Origin of the sequence: Massilia sp. TWR1-2-2 (genome assembly GCF_049897565.1) — a bacterium.
Lineage (GTDB): Bacteria > Pseudomonadota > Gammaproteobacteria > Burkholderiales > Burkholderiaceae_D > JAFCUW01.
The window spans coordinates 314259-327432 of record NZ_JAFCWM010000001.1 but is presented as its reverse complement, the minus strand read 5'-3'; the positions used below and the strand labels follow the sequence as shown (position 1 = coordinate 327432).

The 13174-nt window shown below is 68.8% G+C and carries 5 protein-coding genes; 1 reads left to right on the top strand and 4 read right to left on the bottom strand.

Features of this window, described 5'->3' with window-relative positions; genetic code table 11:
• Nucleotides 1-111: 111 nt before the first annotated feature.
• Nucleotides 112-1008 carry a serine hydrolase gene (locus tag ACP7DD_RS01650; RefSeq protein WP_426172941.1) on the top strand — a complete coding sequence of 299 codons (897 nt, stop codon included), beginning with the start codon at nt 112-114 and terminating at the stop codon, nt 1006-1008.
• A 96-nt stretch (nt 1009-1104) separates the two neighbouring features.
• On the opposite strand, the gene recD is transcribed toward ACP7DD_RS01650, so the two are convergent.
• From recD to ACP7DD_RS01630, 4 genes are all read right to left on the bottom strand, one after another.
• Entirely contained in the window at nt 1105-3030 is a 1926-nt protein-coding gene (gene recD / locus ACP7DD_RS01645; RefSeq protein WP_426172940.1) for an exodeoxyribonuclease V subunit alpha, read from the bottom strand.
• Nucleotides 3027-6641, bottom strand: coding sequence for an exodeoxyribonuclease V subunit beta (gene recB, locus ACP7DD_RS01640; protein ID WP_426172939.1), 3615 nt, complete (start codon nt 6639-6641; stop codon nt 3027-3029). Before recB ends, recD begins: the two co-directional genes overlap by 4 nt.
• On the bottom strand, nt 6638-10036 hold the full coding sequence (recC, locus tag ACP7DD_RS01635; protein ID WP_426172938.1) for an exodeoxyribonuclease V subunit gamma: 3399 nt from the start codon (nt 10034-10036) through the stop codon (nt 6638-6640). Before recC ends, recB begins: the two co-directional genes overlap by 4 nt.
• A 73-nt stretch (nt 10037-10109) precedes the next feature.
• Complete coding sequence (locus tag ACP7DD_RS01630) at nt 10110-13070, bottom strand: CHASE domain-containing protein (RefSeq protein WP_426172937.1); 2961 nt, start codon at nt 13068-13070, stop codon at nt 10110-10112.
• Nucleotides 13071-13174 lie beyond the last annotated feature (104 nt).

Genomic DNA, 13174 nt, shown 5'->3' with positions numbered 1-13174 from the left:
ATCTTCGCGACTAAGTAATGTTGCTTCACAGCCAGAATGTTTTCATCTCGCGCAGCGCCCTCGTCCCTGGCGCCCGATCTTGAACCGCTGCAGTCACAAACACACACCCACATGAAAAAACTGTTCGCCGCCGTCCTGTTAACAATTTCAGCCGCTGCCGCCGTCGCCGGTCCTTATGGATCGCAATCGGTGCTGGTCGTCGAAGACGACACCGGCAAGGTCCTGATCGAAAAGAACGCCAACGCGATCGTCCCGATCGCGTCCCTGACCAAGCTGATGACGGCGATGGTCGTTCTCGACGCCAAGCAGGACATGAGCGCGCCGATCTACATCGAGCAGGTCGACGTCGACATGCTCAAGCACAGCACCTCGCGCGTGCCGGTCGGCGCCGCCATCTCGCGCCAGGACGTGCTGCAGCTGGCGCTGATGTCGTCGGATAACCGCGCCGCCGCCTCGCTTGGCCGCACCTACCCGGGCGGCACGCCCGCGTTCAAGGCTGCCGTCAACGCCAAGATCGCCGCCCTCGGCATGACGCAAACGAAAATCGAAGAGCCAACCGGCCTGTCGCCGAATAACAAGTCGACCGCGTCGGACCTGGTCAAGATGGCGGTCGCAGCTTCGGCCTATCCCGAGATCGCGCGCATCACCACCGACTCGAAGGACATCATCAACATCAACGGCCGCGGCGTCGAGTACCACAACACCAACCGCCTCGTCGGCGCCAAGGGCTGGGACATCGGCCTGTCGAAAACCGGCTACACCGAGGAAGCGGGCCGCTGCCTGATCATGCGCATCAAGGCGGCCGGCAAGAACGCCACGCTGGTGCTGCTCAACGCCAAGGCATCGTCGGTGCGGGTGGTCGACGCGCTGTCGATCCGACGCTTCATGACCGGCGACGCGGCCCCAGTGCTGGCGCGCGCCCATCCACGCGCCGAAGCGCGCATCATGAAGGCGTCAATGCGCTCGCGCGACGCCAAGACGGTCAAGGCACGCCACCGCCGCGCGTAATTACAGCGCCGCACAACAAAAAGCCACCTACAGCGGTGGCTTTTTTATTGTTAGCGGTACAACCGCCATCGTCGCGAAGCGGGGGCCCATGGTGAGTCAGCCTCCGAGCATATCGCGCAGCCCGCTGGCCCGGCGCGTGCGCCGGCCGATCGCCTCGGCCAGCACCGCGCTGGCCGGTGTCACCAGCGTGAACACCACGCTGGCGCGCGTGATCCCGGTGTACACCAGTTCCCGCGCCAGCATCGAGCCGCCCGACTTTGGCAGCACCAGCACCGTGTGCGCAAATTCGGAGCCCTGCGATTTGTGCACCGTCATCGCATACGCCGTCTCGACGTGGCGCAGGCGCGTGGCCAGCACGCTGCGCACCTTGTCGCCCTCCTGGAAGTACACGCGCAGTGAATCGGGCCGCGCCGGGTCGGCCAGGGTCAGGCCGATGTCGCCGTTGAACACGCCGGTGCCGTAGTCGTTTCGCGTCACCATCACCGGCCGTCCGACGTACCACTCGCCGCGGCGCCGGATCAGGCGCGCCGTTTCGAGCTTCTGTTCGATCGCCGCGTTCAGTCCCGTCACGCCCCACTCGCCGTCGCGCACCGCGCACAGCAGCCGGAACGCCTCGAAACTTTGCAGCACTGCCTTTGCCCAGCCGTCGTCGCCAGCGTCGCCCGATGCGCGCAGCAGCGCCAGATACGGCCGGTAGCCCTCCTGCGCCAGCTGCAGCACGTGGTGCTGCTGCGCGTGCTCGATCCAGCGCACCGCGTCGTCGCCGCCGCGCAGCACCGCCTCCGCGCGCGCCACTTCGCCGGCGTTGACCGCCAGCGCCAGCTGGCCGATCGGGCCGCCGAAGCGGCGGCTGTGGCGCAGCATCACCGTCTGCTGCGCCAGCGCGCCGGCGGCGCCGGCAAAGGCGGGCGGAATGGTCTCGCCGCTGGCCTCCAGCGCGTACGCCATCGTGGCGGCATCGTAGCCGCCGGCCTGCGCGTCGTGACACATGTCGCCCAGTACCGCGCCCGCCTCCACCGACGCCAGCTGGTCCTTGTCGCCCAACAGCACCAGCGTGGCGCCGGCCGGCAGCGCATCGAGCAGCGACGCCATCATCTCGAGGTGGACCATCGACGCCTCGTCGACGATCAGCACGTCGACGTCGAGCGGATTGCCCTGGTGGTGGGCGAACGCGCGCGTGTCCGGCCGCGCACCGAGCAGGCTGTGAAGGGTGCGGGCGGCGCCCATGCGCGCTGTCAGTTCGCGCAGCGGCAGCTCGTCGCCCACCTTGTCGGCCAGTTCAGTGAGCGCCTTGTCGATCGACTGCTTCAGGCGCGCCGCGGCCTTGCCGGTCGGCGCCGCCAGCGCGATGCGCAGGCCGCCGGCGTCGGGCGCCACCGCGAACAGCAGCGCCAGCAGGCGCGCCACGGTGTAGGTCTTGCCGGTGCCGGGGCCGCCGGTGATGATCGCCACCGAGCCGCGCAGCGCGATGGCGCAGGCCAGCTTCTGCCAGTCCGGCGTTTCGGCCTTGCGGTGCGAGGCGAACAGGATGTCGAGCCAGCCGCGCACCTGGCCCGCATCGACCGCGCGCAGCTGGCGCGCCCGCGCGCCGATGCTGCCGGCCACCAGCGTCTCGTCGCGCCAGTAGCGGCGCAGGTACAGGCGCGCGCCGTCGAGCACCAGCGGCTGGTCGAAACTGAGGTCGCCAGCCTGCCATACCTGCTCGGCGCCGGACAGCAGCGCGCTCCAGGCCTTGACGCTTTTCGGCAGCGGCGCGGCGGCCGCGGCCAGGGCCTGCCACTGCTGCTCGCTCCAGCCGGTCAGCGTGCACGGGTCGTCGACAAGTTCGCCCAGCATCAGGCAGCTGTGGCCGCGTCCTTCGAGTTCGGACAGCAGCACGCAGGCCAGCATCAGCGCCGGCGTGGCGTGGCCGACCGAGCCGATGAAGCGCGCAAAGGCGCCGGACAGCCGGCGCAGTTCGCCCGCTTCGGTCAGGGCGTCGACCGCTGCCCACAGTGCATGCATGTCGGTGTCAGGCTTCATTGCGCGTCATCCAGCAGCCGTTCGAGGCCGTCGAGCAGTTCAAGGTCGGGCTCCAGCACGTAGCAGCCACGCGTCGTCGGATTGGCGATCCCGCGCAGGAACATGAACAGCGCGCCGCCCAGTTGCAGCGCCGGATCGTAAGCGTCGCCCAGCCGGCTGCGCAGCAATCGGTGCAGCGCCAGCATGTAGATCGCACCCTGGATGTCGTAGCGGTGCGCCGCCATGCCGGCCGCCATGGCGGCGCGGCTGTAGGCGGCGTCGCCGGCGCCGAGCGAATTCGATTTGTAGTCCAGCACCCAGTAGCGCCCTTCATGCTCGAACACCAGGTCGGCAAAGCCCTTCAGCATGCCGTGCAGCTGGCGCTCCGGCAGCACCGGCCGCGCCACGCCGCCGAGCATGCGCTGGGCGCACAGTTCATCGAGCTGCGCGCTTTTCAGGTGCTGGCTGGGGAACCAGAATTCCATCTCCGGCAGCACGCCGTCCAGCTGCGCCAGTGGCGCATCGAGATGCGGCAGCTTCGTCGTCGCCACTTCGCGCAGCCAGGCAATCGCGTCTTCCTTGCGGTTGCCCCAGCCGGCGCGCTCGCAGCGGGCGCCGAGGCGTGCATCGAAATTCGGATCGAGCACGGTGGCAAAACCCTCCTGCCCCATCCACTCGAGCTGTTCGTGCAGGAAGTTGCCCGGCACCGAGCCGCGCGGGAAGCGATGCCAGGGTGCGTCGTCGGCCCGTGCGGGCGCCTGCTTCGGTTCATCTTCCAGCAGCGTTTCCTCCTGCGCGTGCATCGGCGCCTTGCCGGTCTGGCGCGTCAGCGACGTGAAGGAACCGACCGACCAGTTGCGCTCGAAGCTGCCGGCAAACACCGCGGCATCCATCAGCGGCGGACGCACTTCCTCGCGCGCGAGCCGCGTCACGCCTTCGGGCGCGGCCAGCGGTTTGAGGTCGATGGCGGTGGAATCGCCTTTCAGCGTTTGCCAGTGGCCGTGCATGTCGGCCGCCGCGATCGCCGCCCCGCCGCCGAGCAGGTAGCCGAGCGCCGACTCGTGCAGCTTGTTTTCGCCCGCCTTCTTTGCCGCCACCGCCGCCACGCCGAGCCACAGGAAATGGCGCGCGCGCGTCAACGCCACGTACAGCAGGCGCAGGTCTTCCTCGATGCGCGCGCGGTCCACCGCCTCGAGCGCGGCCTCGGACAGCCCAAGGTCGAGCGTGCGCTTGTGGTCTTCATCGACGAACTCGAAGAAGCTGCGGTTGCGCCGGTCCGTCTTGCGCGCGGTGACGGCGAACGGCAGATACACCAGCGGATACTCCAGGCCCTTGGACTTGTGGACCGTGATCACCTTGACCAGTTCGGCGTCGCTTTCGAGGCGCAGCACGCGCTCGTCGCCGCCGTCGCCGATGCCGGCCACCTGCTCGGCGAACCAGCGGATCAGCGCCTGCTCGCCATCGAGCCCGCTGCTGGCCGTTTGCAGCAATTCAGCCAGGTGCAGCAGGTTGGTCAGCCGGCGTTCGCCGCCGGCTTCACGCAGCAAAGTCGACGGCAAATTCAGTTCGTGGACGAAGCGGCGCAGCATCGCCAGCACGCCCTGGCGCTGCCAGACGACGTGCAGCGCCTTGAGTTGCTCGACCCGTTCTTCCCACGCCAGTTCGTCCGACGACATGCGCGCCAGCGCAGCCAGCGAGAGCCCCGCCGTGCGCGTGGCGAACGCCGCCCGCGCCAGGCCGCCGTCGAGCGGATTGGCCACCGCGTACAGCCAGCGCAGCACGTCGGCCGCCTCGTCGCTGTCGACGACGGAATCCTTGTCGGACAGGTAGACGCTGAGCACCTTGCGCTGAGCCAGTGCGTGCCGCACGGCCGCCGCCTCGCGCCGGTTGCGCACCAGGATCGCGATGTCGGCCGGGACCAGCCGGGTGAACTTGTCGGTGTGGCAAAACCCTGCCTTCGGATCGTTCAGCAGCGAGACGATATGCTCGGCGCAGTGATGGGCAAAGAATTCGAGGTAGTCGTCGGCGCGCATGTCCTCGCGGTCAGAGCTGCACACCGCCAGCGCCTGGAACGGCCCTTCGACGCCGACCAGGTGTTCCTGGCGACCCTCGGCCCCGACCGCGTCGAACGGCAGCGGGTTGACGTCGCCTTTCCTGAACTTGAACGCACCCGCCGCAAAACCGTTTTCAGCGTGCAGGAACAGCTGGTTGACCGCCTCCACCACCGCCTTGGTGGAACGGTAGTTGGTGCCCAGCTTGTAGTGGCGCCCCTCGGTAGACGCGCGCGCCGCGAGGTAGCTGTTGATGTCGGCGCCGCGAAAGCCATAGATCGACTGCTTCGGGTCGCCGATCAGGAACAAGCCGTGCGCCGGGTCGTTGTCGGCTACCCGGTACAGCAAGTTGAAAATGGCATACTGGTCCGGTGAGGTATCCTGGAATTCGTCGACCATCGCCACCGGATACTGCGCGGCGATGCGCTTTTGCAGCTGCTCGCCGTTGTCGCCCTCGAGTGCCGCCTTGAGCCGGTCCAGCATGTCGGCAAAGCCGAACTGACGGCTACGCTTCTTTAATTCGGCCATGCGCTGCGCGATGCTGGTCGCGGCGTGGCGGAACAAAGCGTGCGAAAGCGGCGCGATTGCCTTCAGCGCTTCCCATAGCTCGGTAGTGTGCTCGAAGCACTCGGGCGCGGCGACACTGAAGTCCTTGCTGCATGCGTCCGTAATGCCGTCCGGCGTCAGCCGGTGCCACGCGGTGTCGGTCATCGCCGGCATCACCAGCGCCGGATCGTCGGCCCAGGCGCGCAGCGCATCGAACCACTTGACGAGCGAATCGGCGCGCAGCTTGCTGCCGTTGAAGCATTTCGGCACCACCGCGCGCTGGCCGGCGATCCACTGCTCCATCTGGTTGGCGCGCTCGGCCCAGCCGGCCTTCAGCCGCGCCAGTTCGGCCAGCTGCGCGCGTTCGACGCGCGCGATCAGGCCGGCCAGCGGCTCGTCTTGCACCGCGCCGAGCAGATGCACACGGCGCACCAGTTCGCGCACCGATTGCTTCAGCGCGCCGACATCCTGCCAGCATGCCATCAGCGCGGCCAGCGCGCCGCTGCCCAGCGGATAGACGTTCTGGCGCCAGTAGTCGTGCGCCGCGTCTTCGAACAGCGCGTGTTCGTCGCTGACCAGTTCCTCGTCGAACAGGCTGCCGCTGTCGAACGCATGCTCGCGCAGCATGCGCTGGCACCAGGCGTCGATGGTGAAGATGGCCGCTTCGTCCATCGTCTCGGCGGCCATGATCAGGCGGTGCGCCGCCTGCTGCCGCTCGGCGTGGCCGGGATACGATGCGGCCAGCGCGGCCAGATACGGATCGTCGCCCGGCTCCTCCGCGCGGAAGAAGGCGGCCGCCTCCACCAGGCGCTCGCGCACCCGGTTCGACAGCTCGCGCGTGGCGGCGCGGGTGAAGGTCATGACCAGGATTTCGTTCGGCGTCAAGGCGCGGCCGAAGCCGTTCTCGCCGCCGTGGCCGAGCACCAAACGCACGTACAGCGCGGCGATGGTCCAGGTCTTGCCGGTGCCGGCGCTGGCCTCGATCAGGCGCGAGCCGTGCAGCGGGAAGTCGATCGGTTTCAACAGTTCGCTCATGCCTGCTCCTTGTCGAGCGGGGCGATGACGACGTGCGCATCGAGCCAGTCGGCCAGCGGGCCATACAGCGCCTGCGCCGTCTGCAGCCAAGCCCCGCCAGCAGCAAGGGCGGCAAAGTCGGGCCACAAGCGCGCCAGGCACAGGTCCTGCACTTCGCCGCCGATCTCGAAGCTGCCGTCGTAGGTGGCGCGCGCGTCGCCATTGCGCAGCAAGGCCAGCGCCGTCCTGCAGGCGACCGGCAAGGGGTGGTCGAGGTTCTGGCGCCACAGGGCAACCAGGCCGGCGAGCACAACATGCGAGTGGGCCGCATCGAGCGGCGCCATCGTGACGATCGCATCGCGCGCGACCAGGTAGCCGGTCACCCGATGGCCGGCGGCGGCGGCGGCGGCCAGCTGGCGCAGCCAGGCGCCGATCAGTTTGTCGCCGCGCGCCGCGCCCTTCTTGTCGAGCACCTTCGAGGAGATCTGCATCAGCCAGGCGGCGCCATCTTCGCTGGTGCGCAGCTTGTCGATCCAGTCATCGAGTTCGATGCCGTCGAAACGCAGGCTGATGGCGAGCTTGGGCGCCTGCTCGCGGAAACGGGCGCCCAGGGTCAGCCAGGCAGTGCGCACCGGCACCAGGCCTTCGATCAGCTGCTCTTCCCATTTGCGCCCGATCAGCCCTATCGGCAGCACGCCCTCGCGTCCGAGCCGTTCGGCGCGGGTAGCGAGGCTGGCGCGCACTTCGTCCAGCGCTTCGGGCGCACCGCCGTCGTCGAGCAGGCTGTCTTCGAGCAGGTAGCGTTCCAGCGCGTTAAACGAGAACGGCTCCTCGTCCTGTCCCAGTGCATCGGCGTCGGCGAACCAGACGCCGAGCCGGCGCTGGAAAAAGTAGCGCGCCGGCTGCTTGAGGAACTTGGCCAGTTCGGCCAGCTTGAGGCGGTATTCGCCATCGAGTTCGAACGGCGGCAGCGGCGCGTCGTCGCCGGCAGCGGCAGCGGCGTGGGCGGCGCGCCATTCGCCGGCGTAGGTCGGCAAGCCGCCCTGTTCAAAATAGCGGCGGCTGAACGGCTGCAGCGCGTGCTCGGTGGTCATCGCTTCCAAATCGAGGTCCCAGCCCGCCTCCAGGTAGTCGCGCAGCTGCGACACCAGCACCGAGGCCGGCTGCTCGCTGTTGTCGCGCACGTTGCGTCCGACCCAGCTGACGTACAGCTTGTCGCGCGCGGCCAGCAGCGCTTCGAGCATCAGGTAGCGGTCGTCGTCGCGGCGCGAGCGGTCGCCCGGGCGCGCCATGCCGGGCAGCGCCAGCAGATCGAAATCGGCATGGCGCGCGCGGCGCGGAAAGTCGCCGTCGTTCATGCCAAGCAGGCACACCACGCGAAACGGCACCGCGCGCATCGGCATCAGGCTGCAGAAAGTCACGCCGCCAGAGACAAACTGGTGATTCAAGGTCGGCTCGTCGAGCGCGCCAAGCCACGCTTCGCGCAGCACCGCCAGCGGCACCGGTTCGGCAAATTCGGCGTTGTCGCACGTCTCGAGCCAGTTCTGCAGCGCCTCGCGCAGTTGCGCCAGCGTGAGGCGGTCGCCTTCTTCCGCGCCGTCGAAAAACGCCGCCAGCAGCGCGCGCGCCTGCTCGCCCCATTCGGTGGGCGTGCGCGACTGCGCCAGGCTGGCGCGCCACGCCAGCAGCGTCTCGATCAGTTGCGCCAGCGAGCCGGCCAGCGCCGCATCGAGGCCGCCCACTTCGGCGTACGGCTCGATGCCGGCGAAGCTGGCGCCGGCGCCGCTGGCGTAACCTAGCAGCATGCGCCGCACGCCGAAGATCCAGGCGTTCTGCTCGCCGGCCGAACCGAGACCGAGGCCGTCGCGGTGCTGCTGGTCCAGTCCCCAGCGCACGCTGGCCCCTTCAATCCACTGGCCGAGGGTGGCCAGGTCTTCTTCCTCGAGGCCGAAACGACCTGCCAGCGCCGGCACGTCGAGCAGGTCGCGCACCTCGCTCTGGCGGCAGCGCTGCTGCGGCAGGCGCAGCAGCCACTCGAGCGCCACCAGCAGCGGGTTGACGCTGCGGTCCTTGACGTCGCCGATCTCGAAAGGGATGAAGCGTGCGTCGCTGCGCTTGTGCTGCTCGAAGACGGCATGGATCGCCGCCGAAAACGTATCGATGTCGGGCACCATCACGACCACGTCGCGCGGACGCAATGCCGGCGCGCCGCCCGCATCGCCGGCGGCAAACCACGACAGCAGCTGGTCGTGCAGCACCTCGACTTCGCGCTGCACGCTGTGGGTGACGTGAAATTCGATCGAGCGGTCGCGCCGATCGGGCGCCAGGCGCGCATGCTCCGACAGCGGCAGCAGGTCGCGCACCGCCGCCTGCACCTGGCCGAGCAAGGTGTCGCCCTCGCCTTCGCTGAACAGGTCGACCCGCATGTTCTCGAAGCGGCCCTCGGCGGCGCTGTCGAATTCGTCGAGCATGCGGACAAAGTCGCGCCCTTGCCGGCCCCAGCTCGCCAGCAGCGGGTGGCTGTGCGAGTGCATGTCTTCGATCGGCACGTGCGACAGGTCAACGCCGCCGCGCGGCTGCTGGCGCCGGTGGCGGGCCTTGAGCAGCTCGTGCCCTTCGATGATGTCGCCCCAGTAGAACTGGCACGGATTGGGCACCGCCAGCAGCACCTGGCAGTGGCGCGACAGCGCCGCCACCGCCTGCAAGGTCTGGTACGGCAGCGCCGAGATGCCGAACACGACGACGCGGCGCGGCAGCCTGGCCGCAGGCAGCGCGCCGTCCTCGCTAGCGCGCACGAATTCGCTGTGGATGGTGGCGCGCCCGGACTGGCGCAGCGCCGCCGGCAGGCTGTCGTTGACGGCGCGCCAGAGCTGCGCCTGCCACAGTTGGTCGGTTGGCAGCGGCGCCGCTTCGCCGCGGGCGTCGCGCAGCACGTCGCGCCCGGCGGCCCAGTCGTCGAGCCAGTCGGCGCGGTACACCTGGTACTGGTCGAACAGGTCGGACAGGCGTTCGGCCAGCTGCAGCCGGCGTTCCGGGTCGCCGTCGCCGAGGAAGTGGCGCAGCGGCGCGAAGCCGTCGTCCGACAACAGCGCCGGCAACAGGCGCATCAGGCGCCACGTCAGCGGCGCCTTGTCGAACGGCGAGCGTTTCGGCACCCGCTCGGCGCCGAGCATGCCGCGGTAGGCTTGCCACAAGAAGCGCGCCGGCAGCGCCACGCGCGTGGCGGCGCACACGCCCGTTTCCTCGGCCAGCGCGATCTTCAGCCATTCGGCCACGCCGTTCGACTGCACCAGCATGATCTCCGACTCGAGCGGCGCGAGCGGATGATTGCGCAGCCAGCCGAACAGCGCGGCGCGCAATTGTTCGAGCTGGTTACCGTGCAGGATCAGAAGTCCGGGCGAGACGGGAGATGCCATGGTGTTCCGTTAAATGGCCGAGTCGGCAGCGCCACAGCATACTATTTTTACCGCGCCGGCGGTAGGGCCGCACTCATCCGGACGGCGGTTCGACCAGTTCGCCGGCCATGTGCTCGGCGAGGAGCGCACGCAACGCCACCATGCGCTTGAGCAACAGGCTGGCATCGGCCACCGAGCCGCCAATGCGCAGCTGCTCGAGCTGCTGGCAAAGCTGCGCAAACTCCATCGCGCCGACCGCGCGCGCGGCCGATTTCATCCGGTGCCCGGTATCGGCGGCGCGCTCGATGTCGGCGCGCGCCAGCGCCTCGCCGACGACGGCAAGGCCATCGCCCGCCGAGTCGAGGAACATGAAAGCGTACTTGCGCATCTTCTGCGGGTTGCCGCCGAAGGTGAGCGCCAGCGCCGCCTTGTCGAACAGCGGCGCGACAGGCGCCGGCGCCGTCTCGCATGCAAGCGGCGCGGCGGCCGGCGCGCGCGCGCGCAGGCAGCGGGCGATCACCTCGAACAGCTGGTTCGGTGAAGTCGGCTTGGTGACGAATTCGTCCATGCCCGATGCCAGCGCGCGGGCCTGGTCGTCGCGCCCGGCGTTGGCGGTCATTGCGATCACCACCGACTCGCGCAGGCGCGGATCGGAGCGGATCATGCGGGTCGTCTCGAAGCCGTCCATCACCGGCATCTGCAGGTCCATCAGCACGCAGTCGAAGCGGCGCCGCAGCATCAGGTCGACCGCTTCCTTGCCGTTGCAGGCGACGACGACGGTGGCGCTGGCTTCTTCCAGCAGTTCCTGGCCGACCTGCTGGCTGAAGACGTTGTCCTCGACCAGCAGGATGCAGGCGCCGGCGATCTGGTCGAGCACTTCACGCGGCACCGGCGTCGGCCCGGCGCGCATGAACCTGACGCCTTTGCCAAGGCGCGCGGTGAACCAGAAGGTGCTGCCGACGCCGGGCGTGCTGTCGACGCCGATGCTGCCGCCCATCAGTTCGACGAGCTGCTTGCTGATCACCAGTCCCAGCCCGGTGCCGCCGTACTTGCGGGTAGTCGACGGGTCGGCCTGGTGGAACGACTTGAACAACTCGCCCACTTCGGCCTCGGTCATGCCGATGCCGTTGTCGCGCACCTCGAAGCGCACCAGCGCGTCGTGCTCGGTGTCCTCGAGCGCGCAGGCGTGGATGCGCACCACGCCGTCGTGCGAAAACTTGATGGCGTTGCCGGTAAAGTTAAGCAGCACCTGTTCGAGCCGGAGCGGGTCGCCGCGCAGCTGGCGCGGCAGGCCGGGCGCCAGGTCGAATTCGAGCGCGAGGCGGCGGCAGCTGGCCGCTTCGCCCAGCTGGTGCGCGATGTTTTCCATCAGCGTGGCGACGCCGAAGTCGATCGCCTCCAGGTCCAGTTTGCCGGCCTCGATCTTGGAAAAGTCGAGGATGTCGTTGATGATGCCGAGCAGGTGCTGGCTGGAGTGGTAGATCTTTTCGAGGTAGTCGCGCTGCTTCGGCGTGGCGGCCGACTTGAGCGCCAGGTGCGTCATGCCGATGATGCTGTTCATCGGCGTGCGGATCTCGTGGCTCATGTTCGACAGGAAGTTACTCTTGGCCAGGCTGGCGGCATCGGCCTGCGCCTTCAGTTCGTGCAGCTCGGTGACGTCGGTCGACAGGCCGATCACCGCGCCCACTTCGCCTGCCTCCACCACCGGCACTTTCACGGTCCAGAACTGGCGCACCTGGCCATCGAGCTGGGTGAACTGGTGCTGGCCGGCGCTCGGCGCGCCGCTGTCGAACACGCAGCGGTCCTGCTCCCAGTAGGCGTCGGCCAGCGCCGCCGGTAGCACGTCGCGATCGAGCTTGCCGATCACCTCGTGCGGCTGGCGCCCCATCGCTTCGGCGGTGCGCGCGTTGATGTAGGTGAAGCGCCGATCGCGGTCCTTCATGTAGACATGCGCCTCGACGCTGTCGAGCACCGTGTCGAGCAGCAGCCGCTGGGCGATCGCCACCCGGCGCGACCAGAACAAGGTGAAGAAGAATGCATATACCAGCAGGCCCACCACCACCCCGATGGCCAGCGCGAGAAACGGAAAGGCGCGGTCGAACTGGCTGTACAGGTGCGACAGCGGCAGCGAGAAGCGCGCCTTCCACAGACTGCCGTTGAAGTCGACCGGCAGCACCGTCTCGAAACTGGCGCCGGGCGGCGCACCTGCGCCGAACAGCAGCCGGTCGCCGGCGCCGATGGCCAGCGCGCGCTGGTCCGCCGCGGCGCCGCCGGCGGCGTACAGCGTCAGGCGCAGGCCCGGCATGCCGACCCGTCCGAGGACCCCTTGCGCCAGCCCCGGCACGCTGAACTCGACGCCGACCATGCCGAGGAAGGCGGCGCGCCTGGCCGCGGCATCGGTCAGCGGCACGCCTTTGCGGTACACCGGCCGGCCGATGCCAAGGCTTATGTGCGGCGACGGCGCGTCGAACATGATCGGCACGCCGGAACTGAGCAGGCCGGTATCGCGCGCCTGCGCCAGCGCCGCGGCGATCGCCGGGTTTTGCGCGATGTCGGCGCCGAAGTAGCGCCTGAAGTGGCGCGCCGGCTCGACGAAGGTGAGCACTTCATGGCGCTCGCGCCGGCCCGCCGGCCGGATGTCGAACGATGGATAGCCACCCGGCGCCAGGCTGCGGTCGGCCCGCACGCGGGCGACGAAGGCGTCGCGCCCGGCGTCGCCGACGCTGACGGCATACGACAGCAGGTCGACCTCGGGGAAGTTGCGCGGCACGTCGAGCGCGGCGACGTAGCGATGAAACTGCAGCCGCGTGACCGGATCATCGGACGCCTCGAACAAGGCGCTGGTGCCGCGCACCAGGTCGTTGAACGTGGCCAGGCGCGCCGCCAGCGCAGACTGGGCGCCCCGGGCGATGCCGTTGAAGCGCTGGCGAGCATCGCCCTCGACCGTGCTGGCCGCCATTGTGTACAACAAGGCGCCGAGCAGCGCCGAGAACACCAGGCCGGCGGCGCGAAGCAGCAGCCGCGCCGGGCCGCTGCCGGTCGCTGTACTGCCCATGCTGCGCGATATCGCTTGCGTCATCAATCTAACCCCGTCGCCGGGTGCGCCTCGTCCAAGTGCGCGCCGTATTACAAATATACTATTAATGACGGAGATAAATA

Bases quoted from the DNA above. Each gene is read 5' to 3' on its own strand.
- ACP7DD_RS01650 (WP_426172941.1), top strand. From the start codon at position 112: ATGAAAAAACTGTTCGCCGCCGTCCTGTTAACAATTTCAGCCGCTGCC.
- recB (WP_426172939.1), bottom strand. From the start codon at position 6,641: ATGAGCGAACTGTTGAAACCGATCGACTTCCCGCTGCACGGCTCGCGC.
- recD (WP_426172940.1), bottom strand. From the start codon at position 3,030: ATGAAGCCTGACACCGACATGCATGCACTGTGGGCAGCGGTCGACGCC.
- recC (WP_426172938.1), bottom strand. From the start codon at position 10,036: ATGGCATCTCCCGTCTCGCCCGGACTTCTGATCCTGCACGGTAACCAG.
- ACP7DD_RS01630 (WP_426172937.1), bottom strand. From the start codon at position 13,070: ATGGGCAGTACAGCGACCGGCAGCGGCCCGGCGCGGCTGCTGCTTCGC.